The following is a 20,591-nucleotide window of genomic DNA, read 5'->3' as shown; positions in this document are numbered from 1 at the left end:
CTGGACCTGCCCGAAGGCAGGCGACAGAAGAAAATGCTTAATTTTGGCTGATTTACCCTTCTTTGCAATCGCTGAAGGTTAATCAAACGGCGGCGGCGCCAGCACCTCGCGGTTACCGTTATGCCCCTGCTCGCTCACGATGCCCTGGGCTTCCATCTGTTCGATGATACGCGCCGCGCGGTTATAGCCAATGCGGAACTGACGCTGGACGCCAGAGATCGAGGCTTTACGTTTTTCGGTGACGAAATTAACCGCCTGATCGAATAACGGATCCAGCTCTTCGCCGCCGTCAAAGCCACCGCCGCCGCCTTCGCTTTCCGTATCGCTGGTAATACCGTCCACATATTGTGGGCGACCGCGTGCTTTCCAGTCCTGCACGACGGCGTGAACTTCTTCATCGCGGACGAACGCACCGTGGACACGCACCGGAGAGGTGGAGTTCGGGCCGGAATAAAGCATGTCACCCATACCCAGCAGCGACTCTGCGCCGCCCTGGTCAAGAATGGTACGGGAGTCGATTTTACTTGATACGGTAAAGGCGATACGCGTCGGAATGTTCGCTTTGATAAGACCCGTAATAACGTCCACCGAAGGACGCTGGGTGGCCAGCACGAGGTGAATACCGGCCGCACGCGCTTTCTGCGCCAGACGAGCAATCAACTCTTCTACCTTCTTACCGACGGTCATCATCAGGTCAGCAAACTCATCCACCAGCACGACGATATAAGGCAGTTTTTCCAGCACCGGATGCTGGGCATCCATGCTATCGCCCGGCTTCCAGTAAGGATCCGGAATCGGACGCCCCATGCGCATCGCCTGGGCGATTTTCTCGTTATAACCGGCCAGGTTACGCACGCCCAATGCAGACATCAACTTGTAGCGGCGTTCCATCTCGTTGACGCTCCAGCGCAGGGCGTTGGCAGCGTCTTTCATGTCGGTGACCACTTCCGTCAGCAGATGCGGGATACCTTCGTAGACGGACAGTTCGAGCATTTTCGGGTCGATCATGATGAAACGCACATCTTCCGGCTGCGCTTTGTAGAGCATGCTGAGGATCATGGCGTTCACGCCGACGGACTTACCGGAACCGGTCGTACCGGCCACCAGCAGGTGAGGCATTTTCGCGAGGTCTGCCACCACCGGATCGCCAGCGATATCTTTACCCAGCACCACGGTCAGCGGAGAGGGGTTATCACGGAACTTGGTGTTGTCCAGCACTTCACGCAGGTAGACGGTCTGACGTTTTTTGTTCGGCAGTTCAAGACCCACGTACGGTTTACCCGGAATCACTTCCACCACACGCACCGCCACGGTCGACAGAGAACGCGCCAGGTCACGAGACAGGTTAGAAATACGCGCGGCTTTTACGCCCGGCGCCAGGTTCAGTTCGAAACGGGTGATGACCGGACCCGGGGAGTAGTTCACCACATCCGCCTTAATGCGGAAGTCAGCCAGACGGGCTTCCACCAGACGGGCCATCTGCTCCAGAGCAAAAGTATCAACCGGCTCGACTTCAGCAGGAGGTGGTGTCAGCAGATCCAGTGACGGCAGCGGCGTGCTTGGACGCTGCAGCGGACGGCTGTCACCGTTACGCATCAGCAGCGGGTGAATCAGGCTCTCCTGCGGCTGTGGCGCTGGCTGCTGGAACTGCGGCGGCTGGTGTTGTGGCTGCTGCGGTTGAGCATACGGCTGCTGAACCGGTTGTTGCGGCTGCGCATAGGCCTGCGGGGCAGGCTGCTGACGCACAGGTTCAGCTTCAGGCATCACGCTCGGGGTAAATAAAGGCTCACTCGGACCATCATCCACCAGGTCTTTCATTGGTGAGAACTCGAAATCAGACAATGAGAACGGGTTGGCACCCGTTGGCTGTTCCCCGGAGTAGCGCTGCTGTTGCGTTGCCGCGAACTGACGCGCTAACTCTGCCTCTGCAGCTTCATCTTCATCGTCCAGAGCGGGCTCATCGTGCTGGTATTCTTCACCGTAGCGTTGATTCTGCTGTGCCGCGAACTGGCGAGCCAGTTCGTCCTGCTGCATGTCATCTGCGTCATCTTCGTAGTCCGACTCACGTGCTTTTTCTTCGGCCATACGCTGGGATGGCAGTTTGATGCCGTAAGAGGCAAGTTCACGACGGGTAGGAACGCGAACGCGGTTAGGGCGTGGCAACTGTGGACCAATCCCCTCTTTCACCTGAGGACGCGGTGCGCCACCCGTAGCCAGGCTGAAGACAGGTGCGGCAGCAGCAGCGGCCACGGTGGCCTGCTTCACGCTTTCGGCGACAGGTGCAACCGCAGGCGTCGCGTCGACCGGCGGAACCGAAACTGAAGGTGCCTTCGTAACGGGCTCCTGCGCGGGTTCAGGCACAGGCTGATACCAGGCCGCCAGCTGCTCGCGTTCACGGGCGCGGCGTTCTTCAACTTCTTCAAAATAGTACATTGGCGGACGAGACGGCTTCACCTCTTCCATCACCTCAGGTTCAGGCTGAGGCTCTGCATATGGCTGCGCAGGTTCAACCGGTTCAGGCACATATTCCTGATACGGCTGGGCCACAGGCTGCTCATAGTGCTGCGGTTCATACTCAGGTTGCGGCGGCTGGTAAGGCTGCTGCCACGGTTCCTGCTGCACAGGAATATAGCTTTCAGGTTCAGGCGCGATAACGGGCTCCGGCGTATGAACACCGGGCGCGGTCTGCCACGCAACGTTTGGCTGCTGAATAACGGATTCTGGTGGTGGAACCGGCGCGGATGGCATCACGGCTTCGACAGGCGCGGCATACGCCTGCGCGGCCGTCGTGGCGGCTGCGGCTGCCGCAACCGGTGCGGTGACCGTATGGCCGTTTAGCAGCGGATCGTATTCGTCAAATTCACCCGGGGTAGCACGGCTGCCGGAGAACAGCACATCATCAGGATCGACAGCGGCACCCGCGGCACGGTACTCAACCTGCTCGTCTTCATCCATACGTTTACCGGAGAAGAGCGCAGCATCCGTTTTGCGTCCAAGCGGGTTGGCAAATTTTTCCGCGACGCGCTGGCGACGCGCCAGGGCACCGCGCAGAATACGGGCACGACGAGATTCACGACGCTGTACCGGGGCCTCGTCTTCCTCTTCGTATTCCTCTTCATAGTCGTCATCATCGACCCACGTATCGTCGCGGCGGGTCCGGTTGCTGGCGAACGTCAGGATCGTGAGAATAAAGCTGCCGATTTTTTCGGCAATGCTCACCCATGACCAGCCGGTAAACAGCGTCAATCCTGCCGCCCAGATGCACAGCAGCGCCAGCGTGCCACCGCTGCTGTGCAGCATGGGCTGTAACGCAGAACTGAGCAGGCTACCAATGACCCCGCCGGAGGCGAAGTACCAGATGTCATCGGCGTTAATCGCCGCCAGCCCGCAGGAGGTGAGGATCAGTGCCAGCGCGCCAATCAGGCGCAGGGAAACCGCAAAATAGTCGATGTAATCATCGTTCTGACGATGACGCCATGCAAACCAGCATCCGCCGATGATAATGACGGGAATGGTGTAGGCCATCACACCGAATATGAAAAAGAGCGTGTCCGCAAGCCAGGCACCGGGTACACCACCTAAATTATGGATAGGTTCATGCCATGCGGTTTGTGACCAGCTGGGATCGGAAGGGTTGAAACTGAGTAAGGCTGCCATCAGCCAGACGGCAAAAAGGGCAATAACAATCAGCAAAGCCTCGAGGAGACGACGTCCGCTGCTTAGCTTCGATAGTGTGACTTCTTTGTCTTCAGTGTATTCCTGGCTCAAGAAAGGCTCTCCAGGTATCAGGCATATCCTGCCTGTTTGCTAAAACGGACAACAGCGCCGGGACTCCCCGGCACTGTTGCTGTATGGATTAACAGGAGTGTAATCAAACTACGCTGATTTTGCACCTGTTCCGTGTTAGCGCGTCTTAATAACCAGACGATTGCTCTGTTTGACCTCTTCCATCACCACATAAGTACGGGTGTCGTTCACGCCTGGCAGACGCAGCAGGGTTTCCCCCAGCAGCTTACGGTAGGCGGACATATCAGGCACACGGGTTTTCAACAGGTAGTCGAAATCACCGGACACCAGGTGACACTCTTGAATTTCTTCAAGTTTTTGTACAGCGGCGTTAAATTGCTCAAACACATCCGGTGCACCACGATTCAGAGTAATCTCAACAAATACCAGAAGTGAGGCATCCAGATAATGCGGGTTCAGCAGAGCCGTATAGCCCTGAATAAAACCCTGTCTTTCCAGTCGGCGCACACGCTCAAGGCACGGCGTCGGGGAAAGACCCACACGTTTTGAAAGCTCGACGTTGGAAATACGCCCATCCTTTTGCAATTCATTAAGAATGTTACGATCGATACGGTCGAGATCTTTGCCAGGGCGCTTCTTGCTATCTACCATTATTATTGTCTCTCTGTATTCCTTCCCTACTCCTGCCTGGACCCTGTGCACATCACTGTTCAGAGCCTGTACCCGTTAGTCATCACATCGCCTGGTTATGTATTTGACGCGATGCGGATTCGGGTTCTATTGGTAAGAAGACCGTTGCCCGAAGGCCGTCACCGACATCACGTATGGCGTCTGTCCACGCCATGCGTAGATTTCACTGACACGGTAAAAATGGCATTTACGTGCATGCCTATGCGGCATACGGTTAACGCGGTTTTTTTTCTTCCTTGAATGTTTTCGCAAAAGCGCAGGGGATTGTCAAAGCAAAACATCGATTTTTAGTACAAGATGCCGGATATTCATTACGGAGGGGTATTAATCCTCATTTTACTGCCTTATAAACGCGCGATTTTCAGAAGCAGACGTGATAACACTGCGTCATATCCATCGGGCGTAGCTATTGCATATATCGAAAGCAAAACTCCAGTGCTCTTTTTTTACGGCAACAAATTCCCTACAATCCAGCCCATTGCCTGCCAACAACAATGGGGATCTCATGGGCACGACCAAACACAGTAAGTTGCTAATCCTTGGTTCCGGACCTGCGGGATATACCGCGGCGGTCTATGCTGCACGCGCTAACCTGCAACCGGTACTGATCACCGGTATGGAAAAAGGCGGTCAGCTGACCACCACCACAGAAGTGGAAAACTGGCCGGGCGACCCGAACGACCTGACCGGGCCGCTGCTGATGGAGCGCATGCACGAGCATGCCGCGAAATTCGAAACTGAAATCCTGTTCGACCATATCAACAAGGTCGATCTGCAGAACCGTCCGTTCCGTCTGACGGGTGACAGCGGCGAGTACACCTGTGACGCGCTGATTATCGCCACCGGCGCCTCTGCCCGCTACCTCGGCCTGCCGTCTGAAGAAGCGTTTAAAGGCCGCGGCGTCTCTGCCTGCGCAACCTGCGACGGTTTCTTCTATCGCAACCAGAAAGTCGCGGTTATCGGCGGCGGCAACACCGCGGTGGAAGAAGCGCTCTACCTGGCAAACATCGCCTCTGAAGTGCATCTGATCCACCGTCGTGACACTTTCCGCGCCGAGAAGATCCTGATCAAACGTCTGATGGATAAAGTGGCGAGCGGCAACATCGTGCTGCACACCAATCGCACCCTGGAAGAAGTAACGGGCGATCAGATGGGCGTTGCCGGACTGCGCATTCGTGACACCCAGAACACCGATAACGTCGAAACGCTGGACGTGGCTGGCCTGTTTGTGGCAATCGGTCACAGCCCGAATACCGCTATCTTCGAAGGTCAGCTGGAACTGGAAAACGGCTACATCAAGGTGCAGTCTGGTATTCACGGTAATGCAACTCAAACCAGCGTCCCTGGCGTGTTCGCTGCTGGTGACGTGATGGACCATATTTACCGTCAGGCGATCACCTCTGCGGGCACCGGCTGTATGGCCGCGCTGGACGCAGAACGCTATCTTGATGGACTGGCTGAACAAGGTAAATAATCTTTACAAGTCAGTAACAAACGTAAATAAAGGCGGCCACAGGTCGCCTTTATTTTTGCTCGCGTGTAACATGCAGATGTCTAATTTCTTATAACGTCACCTGCAAAATACGCAATGGAAAAAACCCGTCAACAAGAGTTAACACGCTGGCTGAAACAGCAAAGCGTTATTTCCCGCCGCTGGCTTACGATCTCCCGAGTTCTGGGGTTTGTCAGTGGTCTGTTGATTGTTGCCCAGGCATGGCTGCTGGCCCGCATTCTTAACCACATGATCATGGAGAACATTCCGCGCGAAGCGCTCCTGATGCCTTTTATCGTCCTGGTCCTGATTTTTATCCTGCGCGCATGGGTGGTGTGGCTGCGCGAGCGCGTCGGTTTCCATGCCGGACAGCATATCCGCTACGAGATCCGCCGTCAGGTGCTCGATCGTCTGCAGGAAGCCGGACCCGCGTGGATCCAGGGTAAACCGGCCGGAAGCTGGGCGACGTTGATCCTTGAACAGATTGACGATATGCACGACTACTACGCACGCTATCTGCCACAAATGGCGCTTGCCGTCTTCGTTCCGCTGCTGATTGTGATCGCCATCTTCCCGGTGAACTGGATGGCTGCGCTGATCCTGATGGGCACCGCGCCGCTGATTCCCCTCTTTATGGCGCTGGTCGGAATGGGTGCTGCAGATGCCAACCGCCGTAACTTCCTGGCACTGGGGCGCTTAAGCGGCCATTTCCTGGACCGTCTTCGCGGCATGGAAACATTGCGCATTTTTGGTCGTGGTGAAGCGGAAACCGAAAACATTCGTCGGGCATCACAGGACTTCCGTCAGCGCACCATGGAGGTGTTACGCCTGGCATTCCTGTCGTCCGGTGTACTGGAGTTCTTTACCTCGTTGTCTATTGCCCTCGTGGCGGTCTACTTTGGCTTCTCCTATCTGGGCGCGCTGGATTTCGGTCATTACGGCACGGCAGTGACCCTTTCCGCCGGTTTCCTGGCGCTGATCCTGGCCCCGGAATTTTTCCAGCCGCTTCGCGACCTGGGGACGTTCTATCACGCCAAAGCGCAGGCAGTTGGCGCAGCCGATAGCCTGAAAACATTCCTGGAGACGCCGCTGGCGCATCCGGATCGGGGTGACGTGACGCTGAACAGCAAAGAGCCGGTAACCCTCGACGCGAGCGATTTCTGCATCCTCTCGCCGGAAGGGAAAGTGCTGGCAGGCCCGCTGAACTTCACCCTGCCGGCGGGAAAGCGCGTGGTGCTGGTTGGCACCAGCGGTTCCGGGAAAAGTTCTCTACTGAATGCGTTATCCGGTTTTATGGCCTACACCGGTTCACTGCGGATCAACAAAACCGAACTGCGTCATCTCGATCCTGACGCCTGGCGTCAACAGCTCAGTTGGGTGGGGCAAAACCCGCAACTGCCTGCCTCTACGCTGCGTGAAAACGTTCTGCTGGCGCGCCCGGATGCGCGGGAAGATGAACTGCAATCGGTTCTCGACCGCGCCTGGGTCAGCGAGTTTCTGCCGATGCTCCCGCAAGGTATAGATACCGTGGTCGGCGACCAGTCTGCCGGGCTGTCGGTTGGACAGGCGCAGCGCGTGGCCGTCGCCCGCGCACTGCTTAACCCGTGCCAGCTGATGCTGCTGGATGAACCCGCAGCCAGTCTGGACGCACACAGTGAGCAGCGCGTCATGGCGGCGCTGAACGCCGCCTCCTTGCAACAAACCACGCTGATGGTTACCCATCAGCTGGAAGGGATTGCTGACTGGGACGAGATCTGGGTGATGGAAAACGGACGTATTGTTGAACAAGGCGATTACGCCTCACTCGTTGCCGCGCAGGGGCCGTTTGCCGCCCTGCTGGCAAACCGTCAGGAGGACATCTGATGCGTGCTCTGCTGCCTTATCTTGCGCTCTATAAACGCCATAAATGGATGCTGACGCTGGGGATTGTGCTGGCCATTGTGACGCTGCTCGCCAGTATCGGCCTGCTCACGCTTTCCGGTTGGTTCCTGTCGGCCTCGGCCGTGGCGGGGTTCGCCGGATTATACAGCTTCAACTATATGCTTCCGGCGGCAGGTGTTCGCGGTACCGCCATTACCCGCACGGCCGGACGCTATTTCGAGCGTTTAGTCAGCCACGACGCCACGTTCCGCGTCCTGCAGCATCTGCGTATCTACACCTTCAGCAAACTGCTGCCCCTCTCCCCTGCCGGGCTGGCGCGTTTTCGTCAGGGTGAATTACTGAACCGTGTCGTTGCGGATGTCGATACGCTGGATCACCTTTACCTGCGCGTAATCTCCCCGATCGTGGGCGCGTTTGTGGTGATTGTGGTGGTCACGCTGGGGCTGGCTGTTCTGGATGTTCCCGTTGCGCTAACGCTCGGCGGGATCATGCTGCTAACGCTCATTATTCTGCCGCCGCTGTTTTACCGCGCCGGAAAATCCACGGGGGAAAACCTGACGCGTCTGCGCGGCGATTACCGCCAGCAGCTGACCTCCTGGCTTCAGGGGCAGGCAGAGCTGACCATTTTTGGCGCAAGCAAGCGCTATCGCGCCCGGATGGAAAGTACGGAGCTGAACTGGCACGAAGCCCAGCGCCGTCAGTCGGAACTGACGGCCTTCTCTCAGGCGCTAATGATGTTGATCGGCGGCGTGGCGGTGATCGCCATGCTGTGGCTGGCTTCCGGCGGAGTTGGCGGTAATCCTCAGCCAGGTCCGCTTATTGCCCTCTTCGTTTTCTGCGCACTGGCCGCTTTTGAAGCGCTGGCACCGGTAACGGGCGCTTTCCAGCATCTTGGTCAGGTGATCGCCTCTGCCCTGCGCATCACCCAGATTGCCGAGCAGGAGCCTGAGGTAACGTTCAGCGCAGCGCAGACCGCGGTGCCTGAGCAGGTGACGCTGACGCTTGATGACGTGACCTTCGCCTATGACAAACAGGCGCAGAATGCGCTGGAAGGTATCACTCTGTCAGTTGATGCGGGGCAGCGGATTGCGATCCTTGGCCGCACCGGCTGCGGTAAATCGACGCTGCTACAGTTGTTGACCCGCGCCTGGGATCCGCAGCGCGGCCAGATTCGCTTCAATAATACGTTGCTGACAGATTTCAGCGAGCAGGCGCTACGTAAGACCGTCAGCGTCGTTCCACAGCGTGTGCATCTGTTTAGCGCCACCCTGCGCGATAACCTGTTACTGGCCGCGCCGGAGGCTTCGGACGACGCGCTTCGCGCCACGCTGGAACAGGTCGGGCTGCAAAAACTGCTTGAGGACGACGGGCTGAACAGCTGGCTGGGTGAAGGCGGTCGTCAGCTCTCCGGTGGAGAACTGCGTCGTCTGGCGATTGCGCGTGCGCTGCTGCATGATGCACCGCTGATGCTGCTCGACGAACCGACTGAAGGACTGGATGCGACGACTGAGAGTCAAATCCTTGATTTACTGGCGAATGTGATGGCAGGGAAAACCGTGCTGATGGTCACACACCGACTGCGTGGACTGGCAAGTTTTGATCGGATAATTGTGATGGACAACGGACACATTATTGAGCAAGGTAGTCACGCAGAGCTGTTGACGAAACAGGGTCGCTACTACCAGTTTAAACAGCGTCTGTAGACTATATTTGTAGCGTCCTCACTCGCGTACTGGAGTTTTGCTGTCATGCGCCTGGTCCAGCTTTCTCGTCATAACATTGCGTTCCCGTCGCCGGAGGGAGCGCTACGTGAGCCCAATGGGCTGCTGGCCCTGGGTGGGGATCTCAGCCCTGCACGGCTCTTGATGGCTTACCAGCGCGGCATCTTCCCGTGGTTTTCGCCCGGCGACCCGATTTTATGGTGGTCGCCCGATCCGCGCGCCGTGCTGTGGCCAGCGCAGTTTCACCTCAGCCGCAGCATGAAGCGTTTCCATGCCAAATCTCCATACCGCGTCACCCTCAATCACGCGTTTGGTCAGGTCATTGAAGGCTGTGCGCAAGACCGCCATGAAGGGACGTGGATAACCCGCGATATTATTACCGCCTACCACCAGCTTCATGAGCTTGGCTACGCTCACTCCATCGAAGTATGGGAAGACGGCATACTCGTCGGCGGCATGTACGGCGTGGCGCAAGGGACGCTGTTTTGCGGCGAGTCGATGTTCTCTTGCGCGGTGAACGCCTCGAAAACCGCGCTGCTCATTTTCTGCCAGGAATTCGCGCAACGCGGCGGAAACCTGATCGATTGTCAGGTCCTCAATGAGCATACGGCCTCCCTCGGCGCCGTTGAGATCCCGCGACGCCAGTACATCGAACATCTGGATGCCAGCCGCCAGCAGAAGCTCCCGCGCGACTTCTGGATACCGAGAACGCTCTTTATGCCCAATGCCTAAATGTTTTCCGCATATTTTTTGTGAGGGTGTTATAATTATGCCGCAGAGTAGCTTCTGCCTGTTGCCCCGCCGCCGTTTGGGACCTTCGCTTCAGATAACGTCCTGACGTTTATCCTGTTGTATCCCCTTTACGAATGCGCTTTCCGTTCGGTTGTACCGTGACGCTTGGGCAATGCGCCGAAACTGTTTTGCTGCGTTTTAAACGCGCAATTCTTTACTTAATTGATGAATTTCGGCATTATCTTGCCGGTTCAAAACTTGGTAGTGATACCCCAGAGGATTAGATGGCCAAAGAAGACAATATTGAAATGCAGGGTACCGTACTTGATACGTTGCCTAACACCATGTTTCGCGTAGAGCTGGAAAACGGTCACGTGGTAACTGCGCACATCTCCGGTAAAATGCGCAAAAACTATATCCGCATTTTAACGGGCGACAAAGTGACTGTTGAACTGACCCCGTACGACCTGAGCAAAGGCCGCATTGTCTTCCGTAGTCGCTAATTGTTTTCGCCTGTAATGGCAGATGAATATTTAAAAGGTCGGGATCATCCCGGCCTTTTTTATTTATGGCTCTAGTGTAGCTGTACCGGAAGATGTATTGTCATCCACGGCTGTACAGTAGTGATTAAATCCACCGCCATAGAATGAACCATATCATGCAGTAATCCCGTCAGGTGCGGCAACATATCGCGGTCAAAATGCGATACCAGCAGCACATGGTTTAATGCCCGGCAGTAGTCGCATTTCGTTTCTGTATCTTCCAGCAGCCACTCTTTTTGTCGCGGTTCTTCCGCTTCGTGCTCAAATTCCACCACCTGAAAGTCACGCATTGATTCTGTGAGGCCGGTTTTCATTTCTTCCAGGTATGCACCAAGGCAACGGCACACGGGCTGCGTCTGCGGGAGTGATTTGCAGTCGAGGAGGATTTCGGTGAGTAGTTTGCAGCGCTCAGCAAGGGTTGGAAGATCGGGATTGAGGGAGAGTTCGGTGTAGAGTTGGGTGAAGCCATTAATATCAGTCATATGTGATCCTTTATGCACGCAAGATTGTCTGTGCACACGCTTTCAGGACGCCAATCCCGACACCTGATTTTGCAGGTGCGCCGCCATTTTATTACTGTGGATTCATCCAGCAACAGACATCGAAAGAAACTGGAAAGCGCCTCGCAAAATTCCTCTGCTGCCTGTTGCCCTCACCCCGGCCCTCTCCCACAGGGAGAGGGAGAAAAGCGGGCATAAAAAAGCCGGGTTAAAAAACCCGGCTTTTAAACTCAAAAAACTCAGTGAGCCGCTTCCGGCTTGTGCTTCGCCGCACTCTGGAAGTCGTACGTCAGCTCGTTCTTCGCCTGATCCAGCGCCACGGTCACCTGACCGCCGTCCACCAGCGAGCCAAACAGCAGCTCGTTCGCCAGCGGTTTCTTCAGGTTGTCCTGAATCACACGCGCCATCGGACGGGCCCCCATCGCACGGTCGTAGCCTTTTTCAGCCAGCCAGTTGCGGGCCTCCTGGCTCACTTCCAGCGATACGCCTTTCTGGTCAAGCTGTACCTGCAACTCGACGATGAACTTATCCACCACCTGATGGATCACCTCGGTAGACAGGTGATCGAACCAGATAATGTTGTCCAGACGGTTACGGAACTCCGGCGTAAAGATCTTCTTGATCTCTTCCATCGCATCGGTGCTGTTGTCCTGATGGATCAGGCCGATGGATTTGCGCTCGGTTTCACGCACCCCGGCGTTGGTGGTCATCACCAGCACCACGTTGCGGAAGTCCGCCTTGCGCCCGTTGTTGTCGGTCAGCGTCCCGTTGTCCATCACCTGCAGCAGGATGTTGAACACATCCGGGTGCGCTTTCTCGATTTCATCGAGCAGCAGTACCGCGTGCGGATGCTTGATCACCGCGTCGGTGAGCAGGCCGCCCTGGTCGAAGCCCACGTAGCCCGGAGGCGCACCAATCAGGCGGCTGACGGTGTGGCGCTCCATATACTCGGACATATCAAAACGCAGCAGCTCAATGCCCAGCGCTTTGGAGAGCTGAACCGTCACCTCGGTTTTCCCGACGCCGGTTGGGCCAGCGAACAGGAAGGACCCGACAGGCTTGTGCTCATGCCCCAGCCCGGCGCGGGCCATCTTGATCGCTTCGGTTAAGGCCTCAATGGCTTTATCCTGACCAAAGACCAGCATTTTCAGGCGATTGCCGAGGGTGCGCAGCGTGTCGCGGTCACTCTGAGAGACGCTCTTCTCAGGAATACGCGCGATACGGGCCACCACGGACTCAATGTCCGCCACGTTAACGGTTTTCTTACGCTTGCTGGCCGGCATCAGGCGCGCTCGCGCCCCTGCCTCATCAATCACGTCAATTGCCTTATCCGGCAGATGACGATCGTTGATGTATTTCACCGCCAGCTCCACCGCCGCACGGACCGCTTTCGCGGTGTAACGCACGTCGTGGTGCGCTTCATACTTCGGCTTCAGACCGTTGATGATCTGCACCGTTTCCTCAACGGACGGTTCGGTCACGTCAATTTTCTGGAAGCGGCGCGCCAGCGCACGGTCTTTTTCGAAAATGTTGCTGAACTCCTGGTAGGTAGTGGAGCCAATCACGCGGATCTTGCCGCTGGAGAGCAGCGGTTTGATCAGGTTAGCGGCATCTACCTGGCCACCGGACGCCGCACCTGCGCCGATGATGGTATGGATCTCATCGATAAACAGAATGCTGTTGGTGTCCTGCTCCAGCTGTTTTAACAGCGCCTTGAAGCGTTTTTCAAAATCGCCGCGGTATTTGGTGCCCGCCAGCAGCGAGCCAATATCCAGCGAGTAGATGGTGCAATCGGCAATCACTTCCGGCACATCGCCCTGCACAATGCGCCAGGCCAGACCTTCGGCAATCGCGGTTTTCCCCACGCCTGACTCACCCACCAGCAGCGGGTTGTTTTTGCGGCGACGGCACAGCACCTGGATCGCGCGCTCCAGCTCTTTATCGCGACCAATCAGCGGGTCGATACCGCCAACGCGAGCAAGCTGGTTAAGATTGGTGGTGAAGTTTTCCATACGATCCTCCCCGCCTGCTTGCTCTTCATTGTTATTGACCTGATTGCTGGAATCCGATGGCTGGTTAGGCTCGTCTTTGCGCGTTCCGTGAGAAATAAAGTTCACCACGTCGAGTCGGCTGACTTCGTGTTTGCGCAGCAGGTAGGCCGCCTGTGACTCCTGCTCGCTGAAGATGGCGACCAGGACGTTTGCGCCAGTCACTTCGCTACGTCCGGAAGACTGGACGTGGAATACCGCGCGCTGCAGCACGCGCTGGAAGCTGAGCGTCGGCTGCGTGTCGCGCTCCTCTTCACTGGCTGGCAGCACCGGTGTGGTTTGTTCGATGAAGGCTTCGAGTTCCTGACGTAGCGCCACCAGATCCACGGAGCAGGCTTCCAGCGCTTCGCGGGCAGATGGGTTGCTAAGCAGTGCGAGCAGTAAATGCTCGACGGTCATAAACTCATGTCGGTGCTCACGCGCTCTGGCGAAAGCCATGTTTAAACTGAGTTCCAGTTCTTGATTGAGCATAGGCACCTCCCCCAATTTTATGCCTTATCAGGCCTTTTCCAGCGTACACAGCAACGGATGCTCGTTCTCCCTCGCATAGTCGTTCACCATCGCCACTTTGGTTTCCGCCACTTCTGCCGTAAAGATGCCGCAGATGGCTTTGCCTCGATAATGAACGGTAAGCATCAGTTGCGTTGCACGTTCTACATCATAAGAAAAGAACTTTTGTAGCACGTCAATAACAAATTCCATCGGCGTGTAATCATCGTTCATTAACATAACTTTATACATAGATGGCGGTTTTAGCGCGTCACGCACTTTATCTTCCGCCAGCTGGTCAAAATCCAGCCAGTCGTTGGTCTTACCCATTTTGCATAACCACTTTGAATCTACCTCAGATGTTAGATAACAATCATCTATTACTGTCATCCGCGATGTCTGTCACAAACCGTTGCAATAGCGTTAACTGCTTCAAACTTTGGTTGATTATTGTCCCATCTCCAGCGCCAAACGCTTGACGACGTCTTTCGTTTCTCTAAATTGTACAAGCGTGAGATGGCGAGGTTTTGAACAGCCCCCACTCCACCACCGGTTCATTCCATCTTAACTTATAAGATTTACGAAGGATGTCGAAGCATGGAAATGGGTACTGTTAAGTGGTTCAACAACGCCAAAGGGTTTGGCTTCATCTGCCCCGAAGGCGGCGGCGAGGATATCTTCGCTCACTATTCCACCATTCAGATGGATGGTTACAGAACGCTCAAAGCCGGGCAGTCCGTCCGGTTCGATGTACACCAGGGACCAAAAGGCAATCATGCAAGCCTTATTGTACCCATTGAAGCAGAGACGGTTGCATAGCGCTCTGTTTTATTGTGTACATCCCGCAGTCAAAATGCCAGCCCGATCGGCTGGCATTTTTATTTTCGGGTTATTCCCGAGCCAGCGCATCCACCGGATCCAGCCGCGCCGCGTTGCGGGCGGGGAGCCAGCCAAACAAAATGCCGGTAAAGGTCGAACATAAAAATGCGGTAATAATGGCGACCGGCGAGAAACCAATCTCCCACCCGGGTAAAAAGAGCTGGAGCGCGAACGCAATCATCATCGAGAGCGCAATCCCCATCGCCCCGCCGACCAGGCACACCAGCACAGCCTCAATCAGAAACTGTTGCAGTACATCACTGGCTCTGGCCCCGACCGCCATGCGGATGCCAATCTCCCGGGTACGTTCCGTGACCGACACCAGCATGATATTCATCACCCCGATGCCGCCGACGACCAGCGAGATCACCGCCACCAGCGTGAGGAACAGCTGAAGAGTACGTGTGGTCTTTTCCGCCGTTTTCAAGAGGCCGTCCATGTTCCAGGTGAAGAAATCCTTCTTCCCGTGGCGCAACGTGAGCAACCGCTCAAGCTGCTGTTCGGCCAGCGCGCTGTCGTAGCCCTCCTTCACGCGCACGGTGATGGAGTTGAGCCATGACTGCCCCATGATCCGCCCGGAAATCGTTGTGTAGGGCAACCAGACGCGCAGGATCTTGCTGCTGCCAAACATCGACTGTTTCTCTTCCGCCACACCAATGACCGTGGCAGGCATGTTGCCGACCAGGATCACTTCACCGACGACACTGGCTTTATTAGGGAAGAGTTGCCTGCGCGAGTTCGCGTCCAGCACCACCACCTGCGCCCTGCCCGCCAGTTGTTCGGCATTAAAGGTCGCCCCTTCGCTGAAGGTCATGCCGTAGACGTTGAAGTAGTCCCCGCTGACGCCGTTGGCGCTGGCGGCAACATCAACATTCCCTACCCGCAGACGCAGGTTTTGCGAAACGGCTGGCGTGGCGGAGTTTACCCACGGCTGCTTCTGAATCGCTGCCAGATCGTCATACTTTAGCGCCTGCTGATACTGCGGTTCGTCGTCGCCAAAGTCCTTGCCGGGATAGACATCAATGGTATTGGTACCGATGGCGCGAATATCGGCCAGCACCAGCTGCTTGGCGGCGTCGCCCACCACCACAATCGAGACCACCGAGGCGATACCGATGATAATCCCGAGCATGGTCAGCAGGGTGCGCATTTTGTTGGCCGCCATCGCCAGCCAGGCCATGTTCAGCGCTTCACGAAAGCCGCTGGAAAATTGTCCCCAGCCGGTTGAGGCTGGCAGCGCTTCTTTCGGGGCTGCCGCTCTGGACGCACGCGGCGGCGGGTTGCTGACCAGCTCGCCGTCGTGGATCTCAATAATGCGTTCCGCCTGCGCCGCCACCTGCGGATCGTGGGTAACGATGATCACCGTGTGCCCCTGATCGCGAAGCTGGTGGAGGATCGCCATCACCTCTTCACCGGAATGGCTGTCGAGCGCCCCGGTGGGTTCATCCGCGAGGATCACCTGCCCGCCATTCATCAGCGCGCGGGCAATACTCACGCGCTGCTGCTGGCCACCGGACAGCTGCGACGGCTGGTACTCCACGCGTTCAGCCAGCCCGAGACGCGTTAACAGCGTCTTCGCACGCTCAAGACGTTTCTTCCGCTCCACGCCTGCATAGACGGCGGGCACTTCGACGTTTTGCGCCGCGTTCAGGTGTGAGAGCAGGTGGTAACGCTGGAAGATAAAACCAAAATGTTCCCGGCGCAGCTTCGCCAGCGCGTCGCCGTCGAGCGTGGAGACATCCGTCCCGGCCACGCGATAGGTCCCGCTGGTGGGTTTATCCAGGCAGCCGAGAATGTTCATCAGCGTCGATTTACCGGAGCCTGACGCGCCGACAATCGCCACCATCTCGCCCGCTTCCACGCGCAGGGAGATACCTTTCAGCACCTCCACCGGACCGTCGCCCGACGGATAGCTGCGACGGATATCCTTCAGCTCAAGCAGCGCGGTCATTTCGCGGCTCCGGGCAGGCTTTCACTGACAACCACCTCCTCACCCTCTTCCAGCCCTTTCACCACCACCACATCGGTATCATTACGCGCGCCAATCACCACTTCGCGATCGCGCGTCTCGCCGTTGCGCAGCACTTTCACTTTATAGCGATTGTCCCCGGCGGATTCGCCCAGCGCGGAGAGCGGAATGGTCAGCACGTTCTTCACGCCGGTCAGCTGGATATGCACCTGGGCAGTCATATCCAGACGCAGCACGCCCTGTGGGTTTGGCACCTCAAAACGGGCGTAGTAAAAGATAGCGTCGTTAACCTTTTCCGGCGTCGGCAGAATGTCTTTCAGCACGCCTTCATAGCGCGTCTGCGGGTCGCCAAGCACGGTAAACCAGGCATTCTGCCCAGGTTTTAGATGGATCACATCCGCCTCGGAAACCTGCGCTTTGACCAGCATAGTGCTCATATCCGCCAGCGTCAGAATATTAGGCGCCTGCTGGGCGGCAATTACCGTCTGCCCCTGCAGCGTGGTGATCTGGGTGACTTCACCGGCCATCGGCGCAACGATTTGCGTGTAGTCGAGGTTGGTTTTCGCCGTGTCCAGCGAGGCCTGATTGCGTTTGATTTGTGCGTCGATGGTGCCAATCTGCGCCTGCTTGACCGCCAGCTCCGTCGTGGCAGTATCTAAATCCTGCTTCGAGATAGCCTGGGTTTTTGCCAGCGCCTGCTGACGGGTCAGCGTGACCTGGGCCAGATTACGTTCAGCCAGCGCCTGAGCACGCTGGGCGCGCAGCTCCATCAGCGTGGCTTCCACCTCGCGGATCTGGTTCTCGGCCTGTTCAGGATCGATAACACCCAGCAGCTGGCCTTTTTTTACCTTATCACCGATCTCTACCGACAGCGTTTTCAGCTGGCCGCTGACCTGAGCGCCGACGTCAACCTTGCGCAATGCATCAAGCTTGCCCGTCGCCAGGACGTTTTGCTGCAGTTCGCCGGGGCGAACGATCAGTGTCCGGTACTGCGGCACCGGTGCGTTAAGCACCTGCCATAACCAGAATCCACCGACTAAAATCACGACCGCCAGCAGCAGAAATAGCGTTCTGCGTTTTCCCTTGAGGTTCATAAATATTCCAAATAAATGTTCTGGCAATAATAAATGTTGATTCTATCTAAACGACTCCTTAACGAAACCCCTGTTCTCCGAAATCGTCCTGATTTGTTGACGAGATGTTGATATTCCTCTTGTTGAAATAGCGATATTCCAAAAGATTCAGGATTTATCATGTCTTCCATCGTCGATACGCCTTATTCCACCCTTACACAGCCTACCTCCGGCTGGCAGCTTTTCAAAAACCTAGCTTTGGGTAAGCTTACCCCAGGACTGGCATGGCAGAATCCGGCTTATCGGCGCAAGTTCGTGTTACGGTCGCTTGCGGCTCCCGTCACCACCTCTCGCCTGTTGACGCGCCTGGCAAAGCAGCCGTGTCTGATGCAGTTATTACAAGCTCAGCCGGGGCTGCCCTGCCGGATGCATCGCCCGTGGCTGACGGTGAATATGGAACGTCAGCACGCGCTGGAGTCTCTTAACTGGCACTATCAGACCATGATCCGCCAGCTTCCGGCGACGCTGCTGCAGGGCTATCTTTCGAAGCAGGGTGCCACGCTGCTGACCTTAACCGGTAAAGATGAACAGCACTTTACCGTTCGCCTGTGTGCTGATGCGTTTATGGATAAAGAGGGAGAAGCCACCCTCGTCTTCTGTGACGATCAAAATACAGTCCTGGCGGAGATGACCTTCACGCTCTGCCCGTTTGCCGGACAATCGACGCTGTTCATTGGCGGTTTGCAAGGCGCAAAAGCGCATGTTCCCCATGAGCGGATCCAGAAAGCGACGAAGGCCTGTCATGGGCTGTTCCCGAAACGTCTGCTGGTTGAAACCGCCATGACGCTCGGCGCCGCTTTCCCGGTCGAACAGATTGTTGCCGTCAGTAACGACACCCATATTTATCGCAGCTGGCGCTACCGCAAGAAAAAAGAGGGAAAACTGCTGGCTGATTATGACAGCTTCTGGCTCTCCCTCGGCGGTGAAAAGCAGGAAAGCGGTAACTTTATGCTGCCGCTTGTCATGCCGCGTAAACCGATGGAAGAGATCGCGAGCAAAAAACGTTCCGAATATCGCCGTCGCTACGAACTGCTGGACAGCCTGATTCAGCAGGTGAATCAGGCGACCCGGGGTTAATCCGCCCTCCCGCGTGCCAGCCACAGCACGCGGGAGAACATCTTCCTCAGCAGAGTGGGCACCGCCTCCACGCCCCGCCTTCCCGCTTCTGTCGCCACTTCAATGGCCAGATCCGGTTTTGACGAACGGTGTATCGCTTTGGCGATCACGCGGCGCATGTTCATCGGAACATCGACCGGCACCATCGCAATGCGGTGGAACACATCGTCAAACCCCTGACGATACATAAAGTGCTCCATGTCCATCGCGGGGAGCATGGTTAAATGGTCGCGCTCTTCTTCCCGTTCATTATTCAGCAGGCTACGCACGGTCGAGGCATACTTTTTACCCGCCTCGTCACCGTCCACCAGCACATGCCATTCAATACCCATCCGGCGGGCAAATTTTATCAGCGGTTTTAATCCCGACTGGGCAAATTCGATCACCTTAATGCCTTCCGCATCAAAATGGTGCCCACACTGACGCGCCAGTTCGTTGATGACCCAGGTCTCCGTTTCCCCTTCCACCAGCAGCCAACAGCGGGCAAAAAGTGACGACGCACGATTAAAACGAATATGAAACGCGATGCGCCGCCCGTCTTCGGCATTTAAACCGCCAGGCCCGAGACGGTACGCGGAGACCCGCGAAGACTCGCGCACCAGACGGCAGATATGCTCAACCGGCGTCATGGATAATAGCTCACCAGAATTGGTGGTCGTAATCCGCTGGAGCGGCAGCAAATTCAGCAGATGCCACGCCACCGAGAGCATGATGGGGTGAAGCCGCGTTTCAGGATCTTCCACCAGCAGCAACGGGCGGGCATCCCGGTCAAGACGCACGGTGCCTTTAGCCTGCAAAAGTGTTGAAAACAGCCCCAGCAGAATCACCCGATGGGTACGACCGCCGGGCCGGTCGATCATCCGGTTGATGATGTCGAGATAGCGCCAGCTGCGTTGTTCATCATGAGAGCGACGGCGCATCAGCCGGTGGCGCGACTCCGATGTCCCCTGCTCGGAAAAATAGTGCTCCAGCAGTTGTACCATCGCGGACAACCCCTGGCGAATCTGACCATCGGTCAGGTTTTGCGGACGCGACACCAGCTCACGCGCCAGAAAATCCAGCTCGCGGGCGGTGACTTCCACCTCCGGCATATTCGGTACCGTGCCGTTACGGATACGCCGCATAAAGCGCGCATCACGCAACCGCAATACCGGCGTCAGGCGGGTCAGGTGGCGAGCCAAATCGTCGATGTTGTCCAGTGGGATCGGGTTGGCTTTTTCATCAAGAAACTCGCGCAGGGTCAGGACCCCTTCGTTTTCCGCCATCTCGCCTTCCAGGCGATAGAAAATCCGGTGGAAATCATCGTCACAGGGCACCCAACAGGGTGACAGCGGTCGGAAGCGACGCACGCGGTGACGGCCTGGCTCGGATTCACGGAACGTCAGGATAATATGCAGGTGCTTCTCGCGTCCAGTCACGTCCCCGGGTGGGAACCAGAAATCGTCGTGGACAAAGTGATACAGATCGTCTTCGGGGGATAGCAGTAACGTCAGCGCATCGAGCAGGCTGGACTTACCCCACGCGTTCTCGCCGATCAGGACGTTGTTCTGCTCAAGCTGCAGCGACAGGCGGTTAATACCGCGAAACCCGACAATTTCCACACGTTCGAGAAGCATAAATCCCCCGCGAAATGAACACTTTTTCCTTTAAGT

At 56.6% G+C, this 20,591-nt stretch carries 15 protein-coding genes; 7 read left to right on the top strand and 8 right to left on the bottom strand.

The genetic code is table 11. The features are described from left to right. Positions 1-78: 78 nt before the first annotated feature. The gene (locus tag L3068_RS07280) at positions 79-3,768 is read right to left on the bottom strand and encodes a DNA translocase FtsK 4TM domain-containing protein (RefSeq protein ID WP_117580547.1); all 3,690 of its coding nucleotides are present in this window, start codon (positions 3,766-3,768) and stop codon (positions 79-81) included. Between the two features lie 135 nt (positions 3,769-3,903). Further along, a complete protein-coding gene (lrp, locus tag L3068_RS07275; RefSeq protein WP_000228469.1) occupies positions 3,904-4,398 on the bottom strand; it encodes a leucine-responsive transcriptional regulator Lrp in 495 nt (164 codons plus the stop codon). 544 nt (positions 4,399-4,942) lie between these two features. Here lrp and trxB point away from each other — a divergent pair. The 5 genes from trxB to infA all read left to right on the top strand — a co-directional run bounded on the left by trxB (position 4,943) and on the right by infA (position 10,766). Further along, complete coding sequence (gene trxB / locus L3068_RS07270) at positions 4,943-5,911, top strand: thioredoxin-disulfide reductase (protein WP_023332535.1); 969 nt, start codon at positions 4,943-4,945, stop codon at positions 5,909-5,911. Positions 5,912-6,025: 114 nt separating this feature from the next. Beyond that, complete coding sequence (cydD, locus tag L3068_RS07265) at positions 6,026-7,792, top strand: heme ABC transporter permease/ATP-binding protein CydD (RefSeq protein ID WP_023332534.1); 1,767 nt, start codon at positions 6,026-6,028, stop codon at positions 7,790-7,792. Then, entirely contained in the window at positions 7,792-9,513 is a 1,722-nt protein-coding gene (gene cydC / locus L3068_RS07260) for a heme ABC transporter ATP-binding protein/permease CydC (RefSeq protein WP_023332533.1), read from the top strand. Before cydD ends, cydC begins: the two co-directional genes overlap by 1 nt. A gap of 45 nt (positions 9,514-9,558) precedes the next feature. Continuing rightward, a complete protein-coding gene (gene aat, locus L3068_RS07255) occupies positions 9,559-10,263 on the top strand; it encodes a leucyl/phenylalanyl-tRNA--protein transferase (RefSeq protein WP_032637078.1) in 705 nt (234 codons plus the stop codon). A 284-nt stretch (positions 10,264-10,547) separates the two neighbouring features. After that, positions 10,548-10,766 carry a translation initiation factor IF-1 gene (infA, locus tag L3068_RS07250; RefSeq protein ID WP_002211347.1) on the top strand — a complete coding sequence of 73 codons (219 nt, stop codon included), beginning with the start codon at positions 10,548-10,550 and terminating at the stop codon, positions 10,764-10,766. A gap of 71 nt (positions 10,767-10,837) precedes the next feature. Here the strand turns inward: infA and L3068_RS07245 are convergent, their stop codons facing one another. The 3 genes from L3068_RS07245 to clpS form a co-directional block, all read right to left on the bottom strand. Next, complete coding sequence (locus L3068_RS07245; protein ID WP_117580550.1) at positions 10,838-11,287, bottom strand: hypothetical protein; 450 nt, start codon at positions 11,285-11,287, stop codon at positions 10,838-10,840. A 257-nt stretch (positions 11,288-11,544) separates the two neighbouring features. After that, the gene (gene clpA / locus L3068_RS07240; RefSeq protein WP_088126964.1) at positions 11,545-13,824 is read right to left on the bottom strand and encodes an ATP-dependent Clp protease ATP-binding subunit ClpA; all 2,280 of its coding nucleotides are present in this window, start codon (positions 13,822-13,824) and stop codon (positions 11,545-11,547) included. 27 nt (positions 13,825-13,851) lie between these two features. Next, the gene (gene clpS, locus L3068_RS07235; RefSeq protein WP_006174393.1) at positions 13,852-14,172 is read right to left on the bottom strand and encodes an ATP-dependent Clp protease adapter ClpS; all 321 of its coding nucleotides are present in this window, start codon (positions 14,170-14,172) and stop codon (positions 13,852-13,854) included. A 267-nt stretch (positions 14,173-14,439) separates the two neighbouring features. Here clpS and cspD point away from each other — a divergent pair, with 267 nt between their 5' ends. Beyond that, entirely contained in the window at positions 14,440-14,661 is a 222-nt protein-coding gene (gene cspD / locus L3068_RS07230) for a cold shock-like protein CspD (RefSeq protein ID WP_008499993.1), read from the top strand. A 70-nt stretch (positions 14,662-14,731) separates the two neighbouring features. On the opposite strand, the gene macB is transcribed toward cspD, so the two are convergent. Next, positions 14,732-16,672, bottom strand: a complete 1,941-nt coding sequence (gene macB / locus L3068_RS07225) for a macrolide ABC transporter ATP-binding protein/permease MacB (protein WP_023332529.1) — start codon at positions 16,670-16,672, stop codon at positions 14,732-14,734. After that, positions 16,669-17,784: a macrolide transporter subunit MacA gene (macA, locus tag L3068_RS07220; RefSeq protein WP_014883196.1), complete on the bottom strand. Its 1,116-nt coding sequence runs from the start codon at positions 17,782-17,784 to the stop codon at positions 16,669-16,671. The genes macB and macA overlap by 4 nt, the downstream gene beginning before the upstream one ends. Positions 17,785-17,943: 159 nt before the next feature. Here macA and L3068_RS07215 point away from each other — a divergent pair, with 159 nt between their 5' ends. Continuing rightward, the gene (locus tag L3068_RS07215) at positions 17,944-18,900 is read left to right on the top strand and encodes a VirK/YbjX family protein (protein ID WP_088126965.1); all 957 of its coding nucleotides are present in this window, start codon (positions 17,944-17,946) and stop codon (positions 18,898-18,900) included. On the opposite strand, the gene L3068_RS07210 is transcribed toward L3068_RS07215, so the two are convergent. Then, entirely contained in the window at positions 18,897-20,555 is a 1,659-nt protein-coding gene (locus L3068_RS07210; RefSeq protein ID WP_014883194.1) for an ATP-dependent endonuclease, read from the bottom strand. The two genes, L3068_RS07215 and L3068_RS07210, sit on opposite strands and share 4 nt — an antisense overlap. Positions 20,556-20,591: the final 36 nt, after the last annotated feature.

The organism is Enterobacter cloacae complex sp. ECL414, from assembly GCF_021869685.1.
In the GTDB taxonomy this organism is placed as follows: Bacteria; Pseudomonadota; Gammaproteobacteria; order Enterobacterales; family Enterobacteriaceae; genus Enterobacter; species Enterobacter kobei.
The sequence above is the reverse complement of the archived record's forward strand: the minus strand, read 5'-3'. Positions and strand labels throughout refer to the sequence as shown.

Excerpts from the sequence above, each read along its gene's own strand:
- clpS (WP_006174393.1), bottom strand. The coding sequence starts at position 14,172 with ATGGGTAAGACCAACGACTGGCTGGATTTTGACCAGCTGGCGGAAGAT.
- macA (WP_014883196.1), bottom strand. The coding sequence starts at position 17,784 with ATGAACCTCAAGGGAAAACGCAGAACGCTATTTCTGCTGCTGGCGGTC.
- cydD (WP_023332534.1), top strand. The coding sequence starts at position 6,026 with ATGGAAAAAACCCGTCAACAAGAGTTAACACGCTGGCTGAAACAGCAA.
- L3068_RS07215 (WP_088126965.1), top strand. The coding sequence starts at position 17,944 with ATGTCTTCCATCGTCGATACGCCTTATTCCACCCTTACACAGCCTACC.
- lrp (WP_000228469.1), bottom strand. The coding sequence starts at position 4,398 with ATGGTAGATAGCAAGAAGCGCCCTGGCAAAGATCTCGACCGTATCGAT.
- clpA (WP_088126964.1), bottom strand. The coding sequence starts at position 13,824 with ATGCTCAATCAAGAACTGGAACTCAGTTTAAACATGGCTTTCGCCAGA.
- trxB (WP_023332535.1), top strand. The coding sequence starts at position 4,943 with ATGGGCACGACCAAACACAGTAAGTTGCTAATCCTTGGTTCCGGACCT.
- macB (WP_023332529.1), bottom strand. The coding sequence starts at position 16,672 with ATGACCGCGCTGCTTGAGCTGAAGGATATCCGTCGCAGCTATCCGTCG.
- cydC (WP_023332533.1), top strand. The coding sequence starts at position 7,792 with ATGCGTGCTCTGCTGCCTTATCTTGCGCTCTATAAACGCCATAAATGG.
- L3068_RS07245 (WP_117580550.1), bottom strand. The coding sequence starts at position 11,287 with ATGACTGATATTAATGGCTTCACCCAACTCTACACCGAACTCTCCCTC.
- L3068_RS07210 (WP_014883194.1), bottom strand. The coding sequence starts at position 20,555 with ATGCTTCTCGAACGTGTGGAAATTGTCGGGTTTCGCGGTATTAACCGC.
- cspD (WP_008499993.1), top strand. The coding sequence starts at position 14,440 with ATGGAAATGGGTACTGTTAAGTGGTTCAACAACGCCAAAGGGTTTGGC.
- aat (WP_032637078.1), top strand. The coding sequence starts at position 9,559 with ATGCGCCTGGTCCAGCTTTCTCGTCATAACATTGCGTTCCCGTCGCCG.
- infA (WP_002211347.1), top strand. The coding sequence starts at position 10,548 with ATGGCCAAAGAAGACAATATTGAAATGCAGGGTACCGTACTTGATACG.